This is a genomic window from Hufsiella arboris (assembly GCF_009834875.1).
In the GTDB taxonomy this organism is placed as follows: domain Bacteria; phylum Bacteroidota; class Bacteroidia; order Sphingobacteriales; family Sphingobacteriaceae; genus Hufsiella_A; species Hufsiella_A arboris.
The window spans coordinates 173828-195844 of record NZ_WVHT01000005.1 but is presented as its reverse complement, the minus strand read 5'-3'; the positions used below and the strand labels follow the sequence as shown (position 1 = coordinate 195844).

Here is a 22017-nt window from a genome sequence, read left to right as displayed (position 1 = left end):
AACGCCACGCGCTTTTTCTTAAATCAGCCTTTTAATGGTCGAATGTTCTGTAAGATTTAATCCGTTGACATGCGAAATCAAATTCAACCCTGGCTGCTTTCCTTTTTCAATACTACCAAAACGATGATCAACTTTTAAAAAACGGGCTCCATTTAACGTTACCCATTTTATTGAATCGCTGAAATTTATCGTCGGGAAATGCTGGTGAAGAACTTTCAATTCGGATAAAATGTTTAGTTCGTCATTCGATGCCAGGCTGTCGGTACCAATCTGAACCGTTTCGCCAATGCCATTCATCAGGAATAAATCAAGTTTTGGCAGACGGCCTTCAATAAACAAATTGGCTTTTGGACAAAAACACCAGTTAATATTCCTGCTCATTCGTTGTATAAAATAAATGTCCTTGAGACTGGTGTAGGTGTTATGAACGAGCATAACATTTTTGTTGTCAGGAAAATATCTTAACAATGTTTGCAGGGAGTTTCGGGCTTGTGATTTAAAAAAGTTTAATTCAAGCCCCATATCTTTGTAAAAATCAAGGAAAGCGCCTGTCTTGTATCTGTAGAACTGGTTCTCTTCATCCGTTTCCTGGTTGTGGATACAAAAAGGATTTCCGTTGCTACTGCAAAAATGAGTTATGTAGCGCAGGAGTTCCTTACTCACCGAATAAGGAGCGTGAGGCACAATGGACGAACGAAGCGGCTTCAGTTCATCGACCATTTCAACAGCATGTTGAAAAACCTCTTTGGCTTTAGCCGGATCAAAACCAATACTTTCCACGTACGTGTGGTAATGAATTTTACTTTTCTCTTTAACTGATTTTGAGATGGTACGATTAGAAACGTCACCAACGACAACAATGCCATTATTGTACATTTCTTCATCGGCTCGTTGCATGTGTTCAAGCACCAAACCGTCGTCATCCTTTCCACGGGAAGAAATTACTTCTTTCAAAAATGGAACTAAGCCTTGTTTTTCCGCAAATCGTCCCCTGAGATGCGATAGTTCCAGGTGGCAGTGAGAATTTACCAACCCCGGAACGATGATTCCATGTTCCTTTACAATTAAACCGGGTTTAACATGATCTGCCTTTTCAAGTACATCGATGACTATCCCGTCATCGTTTACTGCGACAACCCCATTTTTAATAGGGGGGCCGGAAACAGGCATAATGTAATCGGCTGAGTAATATTTAGCCATAATAAAGTGAGTGAGCGTTAATAACATTGCAAGTTAAAATATTTTCACATTAAACATAAAAATGACGCTATGATTTCAGCATACTGTGAAGGATTTCGGTAAATTTGTGGCGTGGATTTACAGGTTAAGCGGCTAGATATTAGAAATTTGAGTTTTGATGAGATTCAAAAACGCCTAATTGAGATTGGTGAGCAAGGTTTTCGGGCGAAGCAGATTTGGGAGTGGTTGTGGAAAAAATCAGCCCGAAGTTTTGATGAGATGAACAATCTTTCAAAAAATCTCCGTGAAAAACTGGCCGAACAGTTCATCATCAACGCTGTTGACATAAGTAATTCACAATTCAGCAACGACAAAACGATTAAGAATTCGTTCCGCCTTTACGATAATAACCTGATCGAAGGCGTACTGATTCCAACGCCTGAACGTATGACGGCATGCGTTAGCTCACAGGTTGGCTGCAGCCTGACATGTAAATTTTGCGCTACCGGTTACATGGACAGGAAGAGAAACCTGGACGCTGCAGAAATATATGACCAGGTGGTTTTAATTGATCAGCAAGCCCGCCAGAACTATGGAATTCCCTTAAGCAACATCGTTTACATGGGCATGGGCGAACCGTTACTTAACTATGCCAACGTGCTTAAGTCAATCGAACGAATCACTGCAGAAGACGGGTTAAATATGTCGTACAAACGGATTACCGTTTCTACCGCAGGTATTGCTAAGATGATTAAGAAACTTGGCGACGATAAGGTCAAATTCAATCTGGCTCTTTCCCTGCATGCTGCTAACGACAAAAAACGAAACGAAATTATGCCGATTAATGAGCAAAACTCATTAAAATCTTTAGCCGAAGCGCTGAAATATTACTTTGCCAAAACTAAAAATCCGGTTACGTATGAGTATATCATTTTCGACGGATTTAATGATGAACTGGCTGATGCTGCCGAGCTGGCAAAATTCTGCAAGCACCTGCCTTGTAAAGTTAATATTATCGAGTATAACCCGATTTCGTTTGCAGCATTCACCAATGCAGAAGAAGACAAGGTTGAAAAATTTGCCGACTACCTGCGCCGTCATGGAGTAACTACAAATATCAGGCGCAGCCGCGGAAAGGACATCGATGCGGCCTGCGGCCAGCTGGCCACTAATGAAAAATCTGCCGAAGCTGCTATCTCCTAAGTATTTGTAATTATAGCTGATATCGTGTAAATTCATTCAATGAATTTGCTTTATAGTTACTTGCAGGATTTTTTGTCGTTAATTTATCCTGACTTATGTGCTGCCTGTTACAAAAACTTGTTCAAGAACGAGCAAACGATCTGCACAGATTGCTTTTATCATCTTCCTTATACAAACTTTCACAAAGACGAATCAAATAGGTTAGCTCAACAGCTTTGGGGCCGGTTTCCGTTTGAAAAAGCGATGGCGCTGCTATACTTCCACAAAGGCTCGAAAGTCCAGAATTTAATGCATCAGCTTAAATACAGCAATCAACCACAAGTTGGGCTTAAACTTGGAGAGATTTATGGCACATTGTTAAAGAATGACGACAGCTACGATGTACCTGACATAATTATCCCAGTCCCTTTACATCCTGCGAAACTTAAGAAAAGGGGTTATAATCAAAGTGATTATTTTGCCGAAGGATTATCGGGAAAACTAGGTGTTTTCTGGGATGCAACAGGGTTACACCGGACCAGGTCAACGGAATCCCAAACAAAAAAGTCACGTTTTATGCGCTATGAGAACATGAAGGAAACTTTTCACGTACCGGATAAGGCAAAGTTTGAAAATAAACATGTCCTGTTAGTGGATGATGTTATTACGACCGGGGCGACTTTAGAAGGTTGTGCCGCCGCTTTTTTCGAAATAAAAGGCGTTAAAATCAGCATTGCCGGAATTGCCTACGCTAATTAAAAAAAAAATAAAAAAAAAACGTAACTATTAAAAAGCGTTTTCAGTATAAGTATCTGAGAGCGTTAATTTAGATAGAAAAAGCCGGAAGCATCCCAAGCAACCGGCTTTTTCTTTTAGGTACTTAGATGCAGGTACTTGTCTATTTTCTCAAATAAAGCATCTACGGAGAAAGGTTTTAGAAGATAGTCATCCATGCCAGATTTCTTAATATCTTCTATTTGTTCGTTCATTATTGATGCAGTAAGTGCAACTATCGGAAGCTCTGAGAAATATTGCCCCGGCAGGGTTCTGATCTGCCTGGCAGCTTCAATGCCGTTGAGTACTGGCATTTGAATATCCATTAACACAATATCATAGCTTTGCCTACCGATTTTTTCAAGGGCCTCTCTCCCATTCTCAGCGAAGTCGGTTTGCAAACCCCATTTGGAGAGCATTTTCTTCGCAAGTAAGCGGTTAATTTCGTTGTCGTCTACTACCAGTACGATACCTTGCATTTGCCGTTTATCTTCTTCTTTAGGATGCTTTAGCTCGGGTTTTAATGTCTTATTTCTTTTGAACTTAATTTCAAAAGAAAACTCAGAACCCTTTCCAACTTCGCTATTCACAAAAATCTCAGATCCATAGAGTTCAATAAGTTTTTTTGTAATCGGCAGCCCAAGCCCTGTACCACCGTATTTCGTTGCAATGTCGGTCTCCGCCTGCGCATAAGCCTCGAAAATATGTTCCAGCTTTTCAGCCTGAATACCTATGCCTGTGTCTCGGATTTTGAATAATATGCCAATGTCGTTTTCAGCAATTTCAGTCACTTTGACGGAAAGGGAAATTTCGCCTTCATTGGTGAACTTTACTGAATTCCCGATAAGGTTAATGATTATCTGGTAAATGCGGGTTTGATCAGCAATAATAAATTCGGGCAATTCCGGATCGATATCCGCTTTCAATACAACATTCTTATTTTTCAGGCTGTATTGAAAAGTATCTATGATATGACCCGTTAGCATCTTTAAATTTACTTCCGACTCATGAAACTCAATTTTTCCATTTTCGATTTTAGAAAAATCCAGGATGTCATTTAAGAGAAGTAAAAGATTTTCGGCCGAAAACTTCAGTATGTTTAAATTTTCGAGCTGTGATTCTTTTGGTTTATCGTCGAGGAGAATATTCGTCAGACCGACAACCGCACTTATAGGTGTGCGTATCTCGTGGCTCATTACAGACAGATACATTTCCTTCGATTTACTGAGCGCAATGGCTTCCTCACGTGTTTTAATGAGTTCCATTTCCACGGCTTTTCTTTCAGTAATATCTGTGATGATGCTGATATGACGTTCCAGTTTCCCTGTATCGTCAAAAATCGGATCGTTGGACAGATTCACCCAAAGAGGTTCACCAGTTTTGCGGTATATTTCCAGTTCTATTGTGTAGGATTTATGGTTCTTTAGAGCCTTTGTCGCCGACTCGAATACCTCTTTGTTAGTTTTCTCCCCGACTAACAGATCGCCTACCTGTTTGCCCTGTACATCTTCCAATGAATAACCGGTGATTAACTCCACTGCTTTATTCATCCACATTAGTTCGCCGTCGGCGCTTCTGATCACAACGCCGGTGGATGTTTTACTCGCCGCCATTGACAGGGTTTGATACCGGATTTCCGATCTCTTTCTTTCGGTTATATCGGTGATAATCTCTACTTCCTTATCAATTTCACCATCAGGGCCGAGAATAATAGAATTCATAACAGACAGCCAGATCGGGGCTCCGTCTTTCCGATATGCCAGTATATCAACCTCGAACGACTTTTTATTACGGGTATATTCGCGGGCTTTTTCGATTATTCCAATATCGGTTTCCTCACCTCTTAAAATGTCACCTAGTTTTTTTCCCCTGATTTCCTCTATGTTATACCCGGTGATTTTCTCGAATGCTGCATTGACCCATACGACTTCGTTGTATTTACTGATGATCACGCCATTATCGATCTTACTGGCCACGGCCGAAAGCATTTCCGCTTGCGCGGCTATTTCCTTGTGTTCAGTAACATCACGTCCGTTTACAAACCACTTCCTGCTCTGAACTGAAACCGTCCAGCTGATCCACTTAATCTCTCCCTGCTTGGTTCTGATACGAGTTTCGATTTCGAAATTTTTGACATTATTACGTAAACCTTCTTCAACTAAAGGAACGATTCGCTCGCAGTCATCAGATAAACAAAAATCCCAGATACTTTTACCAATCGCCTCGGATTCCGTGTATCCAAGTATATCGATAGCGGTTTGGTTAATCAGCGTGATTCTGGTTCTGTCATCCAACACACAGTGCAGCTCGCCCGACGTATTAAACATCGTGCTGAATTCCACATAGCGGTTCAATGATTCCTCTAACAGTCGATTTTTGCGTGAAACCTCCAGGCGGGTGATAACTTCATCGGCTAAGGTTTGCAGCGCGTCCTTTTGCTGGGCCGTCAGGTTACGTGGAATGGTGTCAATTACGCATAACGATCCTAATTTATAACCAGAAGGTGAAATTAGGGGCGCACCGGCGTAGAACCGGATATTGGGATCGCCGGTAACAAGCGGATTATTTGCAAAACGATCATCTTCAAAGGCATCGGCGACTTCAAAAACTTCATCTCCAAGGATCGTGTACCTGCAAAAAGCAATTTCCCTGGAGGTTTCGGTTTTTTCCGTTCCGTACTTCGATTTGAACCATTGACGGTAACTGTCAATCAGCGTAATTAAAGCAACCGGCGTACTGCAGATGTATGACGCCAGGCGCGTGATGGCGTCAAACTCCTTTTCGGTGCCGGTATCCATGACCTGGTAATCTTCCAGGACTTGTAATCGCTTTTTTTCGCTGATTTCGTTTTGCATTAGTCACACGCTCACAGCTAATTTGTAAATTTTATTTGTAAAGTGGATGACTCTCCATCATTTCATGAACCTTTTTACGGATTTTTTTAATATGAGGTTCGCTTTGTGGGTCTGTGATAACATCATCAATCAGGTCAACGATCTTTTCCATATGCTTTTCCTTAAGGCCTCTGGTAGTAATCGCCGCGGTACCGAAACGTATTCCGGAAGTTACAAAAGGTGATTTATCATCGTAAGGAACCATGTTTTTATTGGCAGTGATTCCAGCTGCCTCTAAAGCGTTTTCCGCTGCCTTACCAGTTATATTTTTGTTGCGGAGATCGATCAGCATCAGGTGATTGTCCGTTCCTCCCGAAATAATCTGGTAGCCTTTAGCCACGAAAGCCTGAGCCATCGCGTCGGCATTTTTCTTAACCTGGATGATGTACTTCATATATGATTCGCTCAAAGCCTCGCCAAAAGCAACGGCTTTCGCCGCAATGATATGCTCGAGCGGCCCGCCTTGCGTTCCAGGGAACACACCCATGTCTAACAAGGACGACATCATCTTCAACTCGCCTTTCGGTGTTTTTAAACCAAATGGGTTTTCAAAATCCTTCCCCATCATGATCATTCCACCCCTCGGGCCGCGCAATGTTTTATGAGTAGTGGTTGTTACCACATGGCAATGAGGAAGCGGATCGGTAAGAAGTCCGCGAGCTATAAGACCTGCGGGGTGTGAAATATCAGCCACAACCAAAGCGCCTACCTGATCAGCAACCCGGCGGATAAAAGCATAATCCCAATCCCTGGAATAAGCCGATGCTCCGCAAATAATCACTTTAGGCTTTTCCCGTAACGCAACTTCTTCCAGCTTTGCATAGTCAACAAGGCCGGTTTCTCTGTCAACGCCGTAAAAGAATGGCTGATACAATCTTCCTGAAAAATTAACCGGCGATCCGTGAGTAAGGTGCCCGCCATGTGAAAGATCAAAACCCAGAATTTTGTCGCCAGCCTGTAGTAAGGCTAAAAAAACTGCGGCATTTGCCTGTGCGCCTGAATGTGGCTGTACGTTAACCCATTCTGCATTGAATAGTTGCTTCGCGCGTTCGATCGCTATAGTTTCAATCTCGTCGACAACTTCGCAACCGCCATAGTAACGTTTGCCGGGCAGGCCTTCCGCGTATTTGTTCGTTAAAACAGATCCCGCGGCTTCCATTACCTGCTTACTTACAAAATTCTCAGACGCAATCAGTTCAATACCGGTTTCCTGTCTTTCTAATTCTTCTTCGATAAGATTGAAGATCAGTTTATCTTTTTTCATTTGCTGTTTATTTGTTTTCAACGAATCTGTCATTTGATCCCGGCTAATGATTTAGCTGAGTGAACGAGCGAGATCCTTTTTATTCTTGTTTAATTATGATGTTCTTAGCTGTATCCAAAAATTATTATATCCAAGGCCGGTTTGTATATGAATTAGCTGTTGCTGAAGCATTTCTAATACAGCTAAAAAATTGTACACAAAATGGACCTTGTTTTCCGACTTTTTAGATAAAAACGCGAAATCCAGTTTTTGATTGATGCTGAGCAATTCGGCGATCTGTTTCTTTTGCTGCTCAATACTGTATGGGTACTGAACAACGGTGTGTTTAACTTGCGCACTCGTACTTTTATATTTAGCAAAAACCCGCTCATAAACTACCATTAGTTTATAAAGGTCGAAAGAAGCAAGTTCTTCACCAGGATCAGCTGTTAAGGCGATTTGAGCGAGATCCTCCTGTATATTCCCGCGCCGGGACTTTTGAAATCGGCTTTCTTCAAACACGCGCAGTTCTTCAGCCACCTGCTTAAATTTTTTGTATTCAATAAGCTTTTGAATGAGATCTTTTTGCGGATCAAGCTCGTTACCTTCTGCGTCAGTTTCGGGCCTTGGCAATAATAACCTGGCTTTTATTCGCATAAGCGTAGCAGCGACATAAATAAATTCGCTTGCCAGCTCAATGTTCATGGCATTTAACTGGTGTATATATGCGAGGAAATCATCAGTAATGCGGGCAATATGAATTTCGTGAATATCCAGCTCATCGCGCTCGATGAAAAAGAGAAGAAGATCGAAGGGCCCTTCAAATTGTGGTAATTTTATTTCGAAATTATCCGGCTGATTCACAGACCGCAAAAATATGAATTTAAAGCTTTTTCAGCTGATAAAAACTAAAAATCCTGATACAGGTTCCGGAATGAACTTCTCAGGCCGAAACTAATGAAGTTTGCTTTTGAATTTTCCATCGCATTCTTTTCCGTCCGTGTAGTAAAGCTTAGCTCAAACCGCAAATTGTACTTCGGATTGATAAGAAATGATGTTCGTATATCGCCATAGTAAAAGTTCGTTGTCAAACCCTGGCCAATAAAATTACCTTTTTTGTTGACTGCAGTTCCATATGGCTTGAAAATGTCTTTTCCATAGTTAAGGCTGTCTGTATCAAGTCCGTATTTAGCATAATTAAATTGTGCTGAAACATCAAATCTTTTGTATGAATAGCTAAGTATGCCCACTGTCTCCCTGAAGTTTGCACCATAAGGATGCGCCAGAGGCTCGTTGTAATGCGCATAATTCAGCACTCTGTTCCGTTCAGAATAAGTATATGGCTTTGCCGTGTTAAATTCAGCTAAGTAATTCAGGTTTGTAACGTTGAAAAGATCCGCACCCCGCAATCCTAACTGAAGCCCCCATTTATTTTTAAAATCGCCGTCTTTTTTAAAGAAATCAGACGCTACGAACTCATCTAAAAAGAACTGGCCGTAAAGTGCAGTTTTATTCAACACCTTATATTTTGCGGTAAAACCAATTGCCGCGTTATCAGGCGATCCGCTCATATCTTCAAGCGGCCTTAAAAAAATAATCGGGTTGGCATAACTCCAGTCAAAGCCGCGTTTATTTCCCAGGCTATCCGTTTGCGCCCAAACAACGGCATCAAAAAAGCCTAGAGAAAGTCGTTTAGAAACATTCCAGTCCAGGTAATGGAATACGCCACCTTTTCGCCTGTTACCGGCGTCATAAGAAACCTGTGGTGCGCCTGGATCCTGCATTGCTGCCCACATTGCCGTATATTGTACGTTACCAAGCTTTGCCGTTAACTTTAGAAATGGATAATTTGAAGCAAAATCCGAAAGTATCATCGAGCGGTAACCGTCGCCGATAAAGTTTTTATCCTGCCCGACTGTTATGTTGAGGTATTTTATCGGCGTATACGATATAAGTGCCGTAACATACGACCAATCCAGATTTTCTTCATAAGGCTTGCGGTATCTTGATTGCCCGGGAACTACTTCAATGGACGAAGCGTAATCTCGGTAGTAATCGGGCGCACTTGCCTGGTTCTCATATCCACTGGTGTAGAATGAAAACTTTTTACCGATTGATCCGCCGGCCTGGAATCCCCTCGTGTTAAGCCATGTTGTTTTTTTACCGGTAAAATCTTTACCGATCATAAAATCAGGCAGAAAATCAGCATACACTGTATAATCCGCGTTGTTAACCTGGAGAAGGTGCTCATTAAAAAGTTTACGTGAAACCCATGTTTTCCTGGATGTATCGACACCGTTGTTAAGCAATGAGTCAACCGGCCGAGCAAGCACACTATCATCAATGAAGAAAGGACGCATCGATGTATGCAAACGTGTACCGGAGTTATATAAAGTATTATCCAGCTTTTGATAAAACTTAAACGAATTGGGATAATATTGATTGGGTGTTTGAGCGTTAACTGTAACAAAGATCAGCAGACAGAGACAAAGCAGCGTATATGTTTTAATCATTAAATAAGCGGTCGATTTAAGCGGCGTAATTATACTATAATTTATCCAAAGCGTTAATTATAAGTTCATTTTCCTAAAACTGCAATCGTTTAAATTGTACAAAAAAATTCTGTAGCTACTATAAAACTATTTGAGTTAATTTGTACTTTCAATTGATATTTTAATACACATGGAAGTTAAGGCGGGAGAACTGTTAGAAACAATCAATTATCCTTCTGATTTAAAGAAACTTAGCGAAGACGAACTTGAAAAAGTTTGTCAGGAATTACGCCAGTACATTATCGATGTTGTTTCAGTAAACGGTGGGCATTTCGGCGCAAGTTTGGGTGTTGTGGAATTAACGGTTGCCTTACATTATGTTCTGAATACTCCATACGATCAGTTAGTATGGGACGTAGGTCACCAGGCTTATGGCCATAAAATACTTACCGGTCGCCGTGATGTTTTTCATACAAACCGTATTTATAAAGGTATCAGTGGTTTTCCAAAACGCACTGAGAGCGAATACGATACTTTCGGCGTCGGCCACTCTTCCACATCTATTTCGGCAGCTCTTGGAATGGCTGTTGCCTCGCAATACAAAGGTGAAACCGACCGTCAACATGTGGCCGTGATCGGCGACGGTGCAATGACTGCAGGAATGGCCTTCGAAGCGTTAAACCATGCCGGAATTGAAAATTCTAATTTACTGGTTATCCTCAATGATAACTGCATGTCAATCGATCCGAATGTTGGCGCTTTAAAGGAATATCTTACCGATATTACAACCTCTAAGTCGTACAACCGTTTCCGGGATGACATTGCTCATGTATTAAATAAAATATCTGAATTAGGACCAAATGCCCACCAGGTAGTTAAGAAACTTGAGAAAAGCATCAAAGGAACATTGCTTAACAAGAGCAATATGTTTGAGGCTTTAAAGTTCAGATATTTCGGTCCGATTGACGGTCATGATGTTAAGCACCTCGCCAAAATTTTAAAAGATTTAAGAGATATCCCCGGGCCAAAACTTCTCCATTGCGTTACAGTAAAAGGCAAAGGGTTCGCGTTAGCTGAAAAAGAACAAACAAAATGGCACGCTCCAGGCCTGTTCGATAAAATTACAGGCGAAATAAAAAAATCTGTTTCAGACAAACCACAACCACCGAAATACCAGGACGTCTTTGGTCATACGATTGTTGAACTAGCTGAGAAAAATGATAAGATCATGGGGATTACTCCTGCGATGCCAAGCGGATGTTCCTTAAACATCATGATGAAAACCATGCCGAAACGTGCCTTTGACGTGGGCATTGCCGAGCAACATGCGGTAACGTTTTCTGCAGGACTTGCAACGCAGGGCCTCGTGCCTTTCTGCAATATTTATTCAAGTTTTATGCAGCGGGCATACGACCAGGTGATACATGATGTGGCTATACAAAAGCTGAACGTTGTTTTTTGCCTTGATCGTGCGGGTGTCGCGGGCGCGGATGGCCCAACTCACCATGGAGCTTATGATATTGCATATATGCGCTGCATCCCAAATATGATTGTGTCTTCCCCTATGAATGAAGAGGAACTTCGCAACTTAATGTTTACTGCTCAGCAGGAAAATATGGGACCATTCAGCATCCGTTATCCGCGTGGAAATGGGGTTATGCCCGATTGGAAACGCCCTATGAAGGCTATCCAGGTTGGAAAAGGTCGTAAAGTATGCGACGGTGAAGATGTTGCGATTCTGAGCTTCGGATCAATCGGAAATGAAGCAGTTAAAGCATGTGTGGATTTGAATTCTGAAGGTATACATCCTGCGCATTACGACCTCCGTTTCGCCAAGCCACTTGATGCTGAATTATTGCATGAAGTATTCACCAATTTCTCGAAAGTTGTTACCGTGGAGGATGGCTGCCTGGAAGGCGGCATAGGAAGCGCGGTTCTTGAATTTATGGCAGATAATAATTATGCTGCACAGGTAGTTCGTTTAGGTATTCCTGATAAAATTATTGAACATGGGGAGCAGCCGGAGTTGTGGGCAGAATGTGGTTATGATGCTGCCGCGATAGTTGAGTCGGTGAAAAAACTTGCGTTAACAAGAACTACTAACATAATTGCCTGCTAGTTGGCCTGTGCTTAACTACCCTTAATTAAATAATCGAATTCGTCGCTTACATGCTTACACTATTCAAGTGCTTCAGCAGCAAATGCTAGTTAATATTAAAGTACTTTCCCTATTGAATGAAGCAACTTCCAAATCTTAATCCATTACGATTATTCCTTGCCGTTGTCGTTGTTTTATTTCATGTGCCATTATTGTCGAAAAGCTTAAATATTCCTTTTTACAACGATCTTGTGATTTTCCAACGCGGCACCGAGGCTGTAAAGTTTTTCTTTACCCTTAGCGGGTTTCTAATCATCAAATTGCTGTACAACGAGAAAACCGAAACGAATACCGTCAACTTAAAGGAATTTTATAGCCGGCGCGCCTTAAGAATATTTCCGGCTTATTATTTGGTTATTTTAACCGGCATCATTGTTTACCATTTTCTCTTGCCCACTGTCGGTATAAATTTCAACATTAAATACAATCTTTTCCAGCTGGCGGCTTATTATGTTGTTTTTCTGCCTAACATCTTCAATATCATCTATGATCCGGGAGCAATATTTTTGGTGCTGTGGTCAATAGGTATCGAAGAACAATTTTACCTGATAATTCCACTATTGATCAAAACGATTAGATCAAAATATTTGATTTTGGTGCTGTGTTCGATCTTGGTTGTTTACTTAATTATATACGTCAACTCCGACTTATTGATGCGTTTTGACTTAATGTACTTTTATCTTCTATTTGGAGGAGTAGTGTCTATTTTATATAAGAAATTAAGTTTCCTGAAAATATCCTTTATAAAATATACCCTTATTTTAATTTTCCTTCTTTTATTCTTTACAAACCTGCAGGATCACCTCAACCGGTTTGCCCTGGAAGCCTGCACAATGATAATATCAGGATTGTTTATCACGATGATTGCCTATTATCCTCCTATTGTTATAAAAAATCAGTTGATAAATTATTTGGGTCAAATTTCATATGGAATTTACATGTACCATTACATTGTTCTGTATGGTGTTTTGTTTGCTTATCTTAAAATACTCAAACAATTAAATCTTACTCCATCTGTCTCTATTTTTTATACTACTGTTACTACGCTATTTTTAACAATTATTTGTGCGCATTTATCATATAAATACTTTGAATCATTCTTTTTGAAAAAGAAAAGAAGGAATTGGCAAAACATTAAATAACGAATAAAACGGCGATGCTTGCAATATTTCCAGTCATATACATATCGGCATTTCTGGTAGCGTTAAAGTTTTTAATAGAGAAAAAACGCCAGGGCTTTCTAATCTTTCTGATTTTCGGTTTATGTATTTATAATACCGTACTGTCAATCACATTCAGTTTGGGATTCACCAGCCTGATCGGATTGTTTAAATCTCTGAAAGAACTTATTGTTCTTCTTTTATTAGGAATACAAATTTATTGGAATAAAAAGACGTTCAGGTTTCAGACGGTTGACTATGTAGTTGGATTTTATTTGATATATACCGTGATTTACGCTCTGCTGCCGATAGGAGTTCAACCGCTTTCTGACCGTATTGCATCCTTGAAAAATATAGCATTCTTTCCATTACTGTATCTCTGCGGCAGGTTATTTGATTTTCGCTCTTTTCAGCTTCATAAATATTATAACTACATACTGTATGTAACTATCGCGGCAAGCGTATTAGTTCTTTACGAATTTGTTACCTACCAGCATTTCCAAACCATGACTGGATATGCTGACTATCAATATTATTTTTACGATGCCGAAGCAACCGGAAGGTATGGGCTTACATTTACTTTTGAAACAGACGAAGGCTTGAAACGATTTGCCAGCTTCTTTGCAAGCCCGCTTGAACTTGCTGGCTCAACGCTATTGTCTTTAGCGATAATAGCTTCAATAAGCACTACTGATGAAAATAAGATCAAGCTGACTAACTTTGGCATTGTAACTCTGGCAGCTACACAGATATGCATCTTCCTGGCAATATCCCGTTCGTCATTTATCAGCTATTTTTTGATGATATATGTATATGCGCTGGTAACCAAAAAAAGGGTTATTACCAATCTAATTTACTCCTTGGCCGTTTGCGGTGTGCTATATTTCTTATTCTTGTTAAGAAACAAAGAAATTCAGGACTTTATAATCAGTACCATAAATTTCTCTAACCCATCAAGCGTTGGCCATATAATTGGATGGATAGAAGGCATCAATTCTATAATCAGCCATCCTTTTGGCATCGGTATGGGAACTTCCGGAATACTTGCTGGCAATACCGGTGAAAATACCGGCGGCGAAAATGAGTTTATAATAATCGGAGTTCAGGCTGGAATTATTGCAGGCCTGGCGTATCTGGCAACATATTTTATAATTATTAAAACCGCCTGGCAAAAATTTCCTTCGTTAAAAGGAAAAGAAAGAAAACTTTGCTTGATGGTTTTACTCATCAAGATAGGGTTATTGATACCCTTGTTCACTTCCGAATTGGAAATATCTTCTTACATCTCCTACCTGACCTGGTTTTTTTCCGGGCTATTTATCAGTGTAATTGCCAGTAAGAGCTCTTCAGAAAAAAGGGTTGAAAAAATCAAATTTACACAAACTGTTTGATCACTTGAATTACCATTTCAGGTTTCACATCGGTCATGCATTTAGAAATTGATCCGGTTTTGTGCTCGCAGCTTAAATGTAATAACTGATTGCACAAACACGTATTAGTTTCGATGACAAAAGCTTTGGGCGAATATGGCCTGAACTCAACAGACCTGGTTGATCCAAAAATTGCGACTACCGGTATATCAAAACAGGATGCAATATGGGTTATTCCCGTATCAACCCCAACAATCATATTGGAAACGCTTACCAATGCCGCTGCCTCTCTAACGCTTGTTTTACCAGCCAGTGAAAATACATTTTTTTCAAATCCTGAAATAAGTTCTAAGGAATGCTGTGCATGATCGGCAGTACCGGTAATTAAAACCTGGTAATCGTTTTTGATCAGAAAACTTATAATCTTTCTGAAATAATCATCAGGCCATGATTTAATATCCTTCGATGAATAGGGAGCAACGAGTGCCATTTTATTAGCGGGCATAATCCCATTGTTTATTAATAACAGCCTGATATCAGCTTGATCATTTTCATTAATAAAAAGACTAGGGAACAACTCAGTTTTTGGCTTAACGAAAGGGCCGATGATATCCAAACATTTCTTCACCTCATGTTTTTCAACATCATAATCCGCACGAAATGTAAGGAGGTTTTTGTTGCCGGTCCTGGAATTGCTTAAGCGAACATCGATGCCGGTTAAAAGGCCAAATAAAACCACAAAACGCAGGTCGCCTCTGAAATCGATAAACAGGTCAATTTTTTCCTTTCTTATTAGTGAGATAAGTTTAAGCAGCTCCTTTATTTTCGCTGTCGACCACTTTACTTTTGCCTGCCTGTCCCATGGCCAGTTAAAAGCAAATGTCTTTTCGAAACGGTTATCACCTTGAAACAATTGTTGGTTTGCTAAACTGCAGAGGAGATACATTTTTGAATCGGGGAATCGTTGTTTCAGCAACGTGAAGGCAGGGGTCGTCATGACAATATCTCCGATATGATCCAGCCTGACCACCAAAATCTTTTCAGGATTAATAACGGTGGGATCAACCCGTTTGCTTATTATTTTAGACGGCAGCCATAATAGATCGATCAGCAGGTTAACGAGCGATAAAGCAAATGCCTTCTTTTTGTTGTGTACTGTAGTATTAGACATTAACGTACCAGCTCCTTTATTTTTTCTATCATTAAATCGCTTGTTCTTTTCCACGAGAAATCATTAAGCCGCTCCGTTCCGCGTATTACCAGCTCATCACGTAATTTTTGATTGAAGATAAGCGATTCAAGCTTTTCGGCTATGTCCTTCACATCATTTGGGTCGCAAGTGAGGGCCGCGTGGTCCGCAACCTCGGTTAATGCTTCAATATTTGAGATCAGTACCGGAACGCTACATGAAAATGCTTCGAGTATTGGCAAGCCAAAACCTTCATAAAGCGATGGAAAAGCAATCAAAATAGCATTGGAATACACCAGAGGAAGATCGTTGTCCGCTATAAAACCACAAAAAATAATATCATCTTTAAGCCCAAGGTTATCAATTAACTGCACGATATCATTGCTCCGGTCCGAATACTTGCTTTTTGAGGGATTACCACTTATCGCGAGTTTTAGATCAGCCAGCGCTTCGGAGTTCTTGTTTTTTATTAGAGCAAATGCTTCAAGTAAACGGTCAACATTTTTTCGGCTTTCAAATGTACCAATGAACATTAAATATTCTTTTTCTTTTAATCCTGCGGGCAGTTGTTGCTGTTCGTTTAAGGTATTTTGATTGAATAGTTCATCAACCGAATTATAGGCAACAACTATCTTTTCCTGGTTGATGCCCATAAGTTTTGACAATTCATTTTTCGAAAAATTTGAAACTGTAAACACGACATCAGCGAAACGTATCGGAAGTTCAATAAACGGCATGTAATAAAAATAAAACCATGCCTTGCTTACATACTGCCGTTGTGCTCTCGTATGTGCGTCATGCGCGATAACCACTCGCTTGCAGAATGTAAACAATGGCGTATTAAATTCAGGAGAAAAGAGCACGTCAGTCTTTTTTAACACACAAAGCCAGGGCAGCTGAATATGCACCCAAAAAAATCTTTTCAAATGACCCAATATCTTATCCGGGACAGTTTTACCACTTTTTAACGAGTAGCCGGGAGAAAGTACAGATAGTTGGATGTCCTCGTTTTTTTTAAACTCTTTCAGTAAACTTACGGTCACCCTTTTTGTTCCAGCGTTTTCCAATAAAAGATGATGGGTGTCAAATGCTATTTTAATTTTCTCTTTCGTCACAAGTTAAACGTGGTAATATTCTAAATTTTGCCAAGCACTTTACCATAAATTTTAAATGGTTTGCTTAAAGACTGGCCCATATTCCCTTTCAAATATTGTATAAAAATTTGAAGTGGTATGATTGCTTTAATCAGCCATAACTTAACGAACCCGTTCCATTTTGCGTGGTAATTCAATTTACTTTTCAGGAGTTGCTCAAATTTCCAGTAATTAAACGACGCCTCCGGCCTAACGCCAGAACCTTCCAGGTGAATAATTTTGGCATCTGGCAGAACAAATGAATCCATTCCCTTACATGCAAGTTTTTTAAACAAATCTGTTTCCTCGTAATACATGAAATAAGTTTCGTCAAAACCGCCAACGGACAGAAAAACATCTTTTTTTATAAAAATATCCGCACCTACAATATACGGCACCCGCATCGGAGTACTTAAAGATACAGGTTTTGCTATGACCACTTTATCTGCATAATATTTCCTGAATAAAAATTTTACACCTAAGCCAACTTGTCCAATTTCCTGCAAAAGTCCCGGAAAATTGCCGTACGAATCATTTGGTGTCAGATCAGCTTTCAGCAAACTTCCTCCACAAGCTGCAACACTGACTTCTGAATTTTCCAAAAAGTTTCGAAACAGCCATAACACATCATTTAAAACTATTGTATCCGGATTTAAAAAGAATAAATACCTGCCTTTTGCGTTTTGTGATCCTGTATTATTCGCCCTGCCAAAACCATAATTTGATTCGTTTTGTATTAAACGTATTGTTTTATCATTGTGCTTTGATAACCAAACCATTAAATTGGCTTTATCAGGAACGCCAGAACTATTGTCAACGATTATAACCTCATAGTTATTGGTCTTACATTTTTCAAAAAGTGATTCCGCAGATTGTATGAGTAAATCCGACGAATTGTAGTTTACATAGATAATTGATATGATTGGAATCAAGCTTGGCGAATTTTAACTATCAACAAAGAAAAGTAATAGTTACTTCAGGTTTTTAATTTTTTAAATATTTTTGTCGCAACGATGCATCAAGCGCCTGTCTTATTTACCAGTAATCTATCTTCATGAAAATTGCTATTATCGGTTCCCGTGGATATCCGTACGTTTACAGCGGCTACGAAACTTTCGTCAAAGAGGTAGCGGAGCGCTTTGTATCCCAGGGTATCGAAGTCCATGTTTATTGCCACAAAAACTTATTCGACAGCTTTCCGAAAATAGTAAATGGTGTACATCTCCATTACGTACCTACCATTGAAAAAAAGTCGCTCAGCCAATTAGTGCATTCGTTTCTCTCTTTTACACATGCGCTTTTTAAATCGTACGATGTATGGCTGGTTGTAAACGCTGCTAATGGTCCCCTGGGTATAATTCCAAAGCTTATGGGAATTAAAACAATGATCAACGTAGACGGCCTGGAATGGCTTCGCCCGAAATGGAAGGGTCTTGGAGCAAAATATTTTCATTTTGCCGCCAAAATGTCAACCCGCTTGTACGATCTGATAATTACTGATGCCGACGAGATGCGGAAAGTTTACTTGGATGAGTTTGGCAAAGATTCCAAAGTAATCGCTTATGGTGCACCAACCGTAAAAGACTCTGACGAAACGTTATTGTCGAAATGGGGATTGATGAACCAGGAATATTACCTGATCGTCGGGAGACTGATTCCGGATAATAATGCAGACTTAATCGTTAAAGGTTTTCTGAAACACCCTTCCTCGAAAAAACTGGTGATAGTCGGCGATGTACCTTATGCGGATGAGTATGCAGACGGACTGAAAAAGCTTAAATCCGAAAATTTGATTTTCCCGGGTTATATTACGGATAACACCGAACTGATTACCTTATTTAAACATTGTTTCGTGTATATACATGGCCATAAATATGGAGGTACCAATCCAACGATGCTTTACGCGATGGCTTGTAATTGCGCAATTATGGCTCTTAATACGCCTTTTAACCGGGAAATGCTGGATAACAAATTCGGTACGTTTTTCGATGAAAACCAACAGGCGGTAACGGATGCTATGACGCTATTAGAAAAGGATAACGATCTCGTATCACATTTGCGATCGCATGTATCCGAAGGTTTAACGGAGAAATACAATTGGGATTCAGTTGCTCAATCCTATATTAACGAAATGAACAAACTTCTCAGCAACAATAAGACCGCCGTGCTTCCGGAAGAAAAATGAACCGTCCTTTTTACATATACAGTGTTCTTCGCTATCTTATTGATGCTCCCGTTCTTGTTATAACGTTTTTTCTGGCACAATCTATTTTCCCGTTATGGGAGGAAAACGCGGGACACTCTTACATCTTTATATTCGTTTTCTTTTCGATTATTTCCTGGTTCACTTCTGCGCAATTCACAAGAATTTATTCAGATTTACGTTCAAAGAAGTTCTCAGAAGAAATAATCTATGTCGCTTCGACCGTCTTTTTGCACACCATACTTCTCACCTCATTCCTATTTTTTTTCAGGTACAAATTTTTGTTAAGCAATGTCTTTCTGGCGTTCTATATTTCTCTCCTTTTTTTCCTGGTCTCAGTTTTCAAATATCTGGTCAGAAAATTTTCTCACTTTATAATCTATCGGGGTAAACTACTCAAAAACATTCTTTTAGTCGGTTCTACTCCTGCTGCATACGATTTTTATGAAACTATAAACCGTTTCAATTATTACGGTTACCGGTGCATTGGCTTTATTGACGACAAACAAACACAGCTCAACGGGTGTTCCTATCTCGGAAAAACGGACGATTTGGAAAACATTCTACGAGAAAATACTATTGATGAGGTTGTTATTGCCTTACCTAATTCCGAGCATCAGCAGATCACCCAGGCTGTTGAAGTCTGTGATTATCATGCTAAAAGCATCCGGATTATACCCGACCTCCAGTTTTATACAACAAGCAATATCCAGGTAAATAATATCGGGCTGCTGCCGGTTATCAGCATTCGTTCTTTACCACAGGACAAGTTGGGCAATCAGCTGGTAAAGCGCTTTTTTGATATACTATTTTCCCTGATGTTTTTTGCGGTCTTCGGTTGGTGGCTATTACCCCTTATATCATTAGCGATTAAACTGACCAGTAATGGTCCGGTTTTCTTTAAACAGGAGCGCTGGGGCTTGAACAATGAAAAGATTATTTGCTACAAATTCCGCACGATGATGACAGGGAGCCCGGAGAAGGATCATAACGGCAATTATCTTCAGGCCACTAAAGATGATCCGAGAGTGACCCCGTTTGGCAGAATACTACGTCAGACAAACATGGACGAGCTTCCGCAATTCTGGAATGTATTGGCTGGAAATATGTCGGTAGTTGGTCCTCGGCCCCACCCCACGCCCTTAAACCTCGAGTCGATCCGCAATGTCGATAAGTATCTTCAACGCCACCTGGTCAAGCCTGGAATCACTGGAATGGCCCAGGTAAATGGCTGCAGAGGAGAAACTAAAACTCCCGCCGAAATGCAGAAAAGAGTAGATTACGATCTTTACTATATTCATCGCTGGACCTTTTGGCTTGACTGTCAAATCATTCTGCAAACTGTCATTAATTTCTTTCGTGGTGACCAAAATGCCTATTAAGCTTCGTACGTCTTCAATTTTTATTATAGTTATTTTTCTATTGCTTACGCTTTCGGTTAGCAGAGTTCACGCGCAGGCCGTATGGGAAAACACCGACAATGAAATCTACAATTTTTTATCACGCCAGGCGCAAAAAGGAACGATTGTTTTAGATGATCAGATACAACCGATCACCCGTAAGGAAATTAGCCGTCATCTGGATTCGCTTGAAGCAAAAAGAAACGACTTAACTCCTAAGGAACAAAAAGAACTTACCTTTTACAGAAAGGAATACAGCGAGTTTAATGTGAATCTTAAAGATTCATTGACATTTCTTAGAAAAGACGAGGCCCAAAGATGGCGCGTGTTCGGCGTAAAAAAGGATGGCTTCATTTTACGTGCCGAGCCGGTTTTAGGAATTGGTACAATCCAGGGTAGCGGGCAAAATATTTTTCGAACATCCAACGGCTTGTCTTTTTGGGGACAAGCGGGAAAACATTTTGGCTTCCAGTTTTACTTCCGTGATATCACTGAACATGGTACCGGAATCGATAGTCTGCGACAGTTCACACCTGAACCGGGTATTGTCCGGGCCGGCGATCTCGAGGATCCTAAAAGCATTAATTATTCGGACCTGAGAGGCTACGTTTCCTATAGCTGGAAAAATGGTTCCATCGCGATTGGAAAAGACCAGTTATTATGGGGTTACGGGCAAACCGGCCGTGTGGTTCTTTCCGACAAGGCCCCGGCTTATCCGTTCATCCGCCTGGATTACCGGCCTCTAAAGTGGCTTGGGTTCGAATACCACCACGCATGGCTTCAATCCGGAGTACTCGATTCAGCACAATTTTACTCAAAAGGCAACGGCGTGTACGGAAACGAGCGGGAATTCTTCGTGCCAAAATTTATGGCGAGCCATACATTGAGTTTCTATCCATGGAAAGGCCTAAGCCTGTTTATGGGTGAATCCATCGTTTACAGTGATCAGTTAGAAATCGGCTATTTAATTCCCATTATGTTTTTTAAAGCGTATGATCAATATGTCAGCCGGTACAACATCAACGCAGGATCAAACGGCCAATTCTTCTTTGGAATAAACTCCCGCAACAATATTCCTAAGACCCAGCTTTACGGCTCCCTGTTTATCGATGAAATAAGATTGTCGACAGTGACAGATCAAAACAAAAGCCGCAATCAGCTCGGATTTACGATCGGTGGTAAAATAACTGATGTGCTGCTTTCCTATCTTACATTAGGGGTGGAATATACCCGCATTAATCCTTTTGTATACGATAACATCATACCGGCGCAAACCTACACCAGCGAAACATATTCCCTGGGCGACTGGATGGGAAATAACGCCGACAGGTTTACGCTGTCAGCAAATTATACCCCTGTTGCCAAACTAAAAACATCTTTTTATTTCCAGAAGATCCGTAAGGGCGGACCCGGCACTCTTGATCAGCAGTACTTTGCCGAGCCGCAACCCGACTTCTTATTTGACCATCAGAAAGATATTAATCGCTTTAATGCTGTCGTAAGTTATGAATTGATCAATAAGCTTTATATACGGGCTGCAATAACTATTGACAAGCAAAAAGACTACGTTAACTCTGTAACCACTACTCCGAAACAAGCTCAGCTTGGAATAAGCTATGGCTGGTAATCGTCAAATTTCC

16 protein-coding genes are annotated in these 22017 nt (G+C 40.4%); 8 read left to right on the top strand and 8 right to left on the bottom strand.

The genetic code is table 11. From position 1 onward, the window contains the following. Positions 1-18: 18 nt before the first annotated feature. Positions 19-1200 (bottom strand): amidohydrolase family protein, encoded by a 1182-nt coding sequence (locus tag GS399_RS12190; protein WP_160844918.1) that lies wholly within the window; start codon positions 1198-1200, stop codon positions 19-21. A 111-nt stretch (positions 1201-1311) separates the two neighbouring features. On the opposite strand from GS399_RS12190, the gene rlmN reads away from it, so the two are divergent. Then, a complete protein-coding gene (gene rlmN, locus GS399_RS12185) occupies positions 1312-2382 on the top strand; it encodes a dual-specificity RNA methyltransferase RlmN (RefSeq protein ID WP_160844917.1) in 1071 nt (356 codons plus the stop codon). A 39-nt stretch (positions 2383-2421) separates the two neighbouring features. After that, entirely contained in the window at positions 2422-3120 is a 699-nt protein-coding gene (locus tag GS399_RS12180) for a ComF family protein (RefSeq protein WP_160844916.1), read from the top strand. Between the two features lie 113 nt (positions 3121-3233). On the opposite strand, the gene GS399_RS12175 is transcribed toward GS399_RS12180, so the two are convergent. The 4 genes from GS399_RS12175 to GS399_RS12160 all read right to left on the bottom strand — a co-directional run bounded on the left by GS399_RS12175 (position 3234) and on the right by GS399_RS12160 (position 9785). Further along, positions 3234-5990, bottom strand: a complete 2757-nt coding sequence (locus GS399_RS12175; RefSeq protein WP_160844915.1) for a PAS domain S-box protein — start codon at positions 5988-5990, stop codon at positions 3234-3236. Between the two features lie 31 nt (positions 5991-6021). Beyond that, the gene (gene glyA, locus GS399_RS12170) at positions 6022-7293 is read right to left on the bottom strand and encodes a serine hydroxymethyltransferase (RefSeq protein ID WP_160844914.1); all 1272 of its coding nucleotides are present in this window, start codon (positions 7291-7293) and stop codon (positions 6022-6024) included. 93 nt (positions 7294-7386) lie between these two features. Next, positions 7387-8136, bottom strand: a complete 750-nt coding sequence (locus GS399_RS12165; protein ID WP_160845090.1) for a segregation and condensation protein A — start codon at positions 8134-8136, stop codon at positions 7387-7389. A 44-nt stretch (positions 8137-8180) separates the two neighbouring features. Further along, on the bottom strand, positions 8181-9785 hold the full coding sequence (locus GS399_RS12160) for a capsule assembly Wzi family protein (RefSeq protein ID WP_160844913.1): 1605 nt from the start codon (positions 9783-9785) through the stop codon (positions 8181-8183). Positions 9786-9954: 169 nt separating this feature from the next. On the opposite strand from GS399_RS12160, the gene dxs reads away from it, so the two are divergent. The 3 genes from dxs to GS399_RS12145 all read left to right on the top strand — a co-directional run bounded on the left by dxs (position 9955) and on the right by GS399_RS12145 (position 14473). After that, complete coding sequence (gene dxs / locus GS399_RS12155; RefSeq protein ID WP_160844912.1) at positions 9955-11883, top strand: 1-deoxy-D-xylulose-5-phosphate synthase; 1929 nt, start codon at positions 9955-9957, stop codon at positions 11881-11883. 116 nt (positions 11884-11999) lie between these two features. Beyond that, positions 12000-13064, top strand: a complete 1065-nt coding sequence (locus GS399_RS12150) for an acyltransferase family protein (protein WP_160844911.1) — start codon at positions 12000-12002, stop codon at positions 13062-13064. Positions 13065-13078: 14 nt separating this feature from the next. After that, positions 13079-14473, top strand: a complete 1395-nt coding sequence (locus GS399_RS12145; protein ID WP_160844910.1) for an O-antigen ligase family protein — start codon at positions 13079-13081, stop codon at positions 14471-14473. On the opposite strand, the gene GS399_RS12140 is transcribed toward GS399_RS12145, so the two are convergent. From GS399_RS12140 to GS399_RS12130, 3 genes are read right to left on the bottom strand one after another with little or no spacing between them, the layout of a single operon-like run. Then, on the bottom strand, positions 14457-15623 hold the full coding sequence (locus tag GS399_RS12140) for a glycosyltransferase family 9 protein (protein WP_160844909.1): 1167 nt from the start codon (positions 15621-15623) through the stop codon (positions 14457-14459). The two genes, GS399_RS12145 and GS399_RS12140, sit on opposite strands and share 17 nt — an antisense overlap. Then, the gene (locus tag GS399_RS12135) at positions 15623-16756 is read right to left on the bottom strand and encodes a glycosyltransferase family 4 protein (RefSeq protein ID WP_160844908.1); all 1134 of its coding nucleotides are present in this window, start codon (positions 16754-16756) and stop codon (positions 15623-15625) included. Before GS399_RS12135 ends, GS399_RS12140 begins: the two co-directional genes overlap by 1 nt. 20 nt (positions 16757-16776) lie before the next feature. After that, positions 16777-17706: a glycosyltransferase family 2 protein gene (locus GS399_RS12130; protein WP_160844907.1), complete on the bottom strand. Its 930-nt coding sequence runs from the start codon at positions 17704-17706 to the stop codon at positions 16777-16779. A gap of 122 nt (positions 17707-17828) precedes the next feature. Here GS399_RS12130 and GS399_RS12125 point away from each other — a divergent pair, with 122 nt between their 5' ends. Genes GS399_RS12125 through GS399_RS12115 form a run of 3 tightly spaced genes read left to right on the top strand, consistent with a single transcriptional unit; the run spans position 17829 to position 22004 of the window. Next, complete coding sequence (locus tag GS399_RS12125) at positions 17829-18959, top strand: DUF1972 domain-containing protein (protein ID WP_160844906.1); 1131 nt, start codon at positions 17829-17831, stop codon at positions 18957-18959. Beyond that, positions 18956-20359, top strand: a complete 1404-nt coding sequence (locus GS399_RS12120) for an undecaprenyl-phosphate glucose phosphotransferase (RefSeq protein ID WP_160844905.1) — start codon at positions 18956-18958, stop codon at positions 20357-20359. The genes GS399_RS12125 and GS399_RS12120 overlap by 4 nt, the downstream gene beginning before the upstream one ends. Beyond that, entirely contained in the window at positions 20340-22004 is a 1665-nt protein-coding gene (locus GS399_RS12115) for a capsule assembly Wzi family protein (protein ID WP_237487935.1), read from the top strand. Before GS399_RS12120 ends, GS399_RS12115 begins: the two co-directional genes overlap by 20 nt. Positions 22005-22017 lie beyond the last annotated feature (13 nt).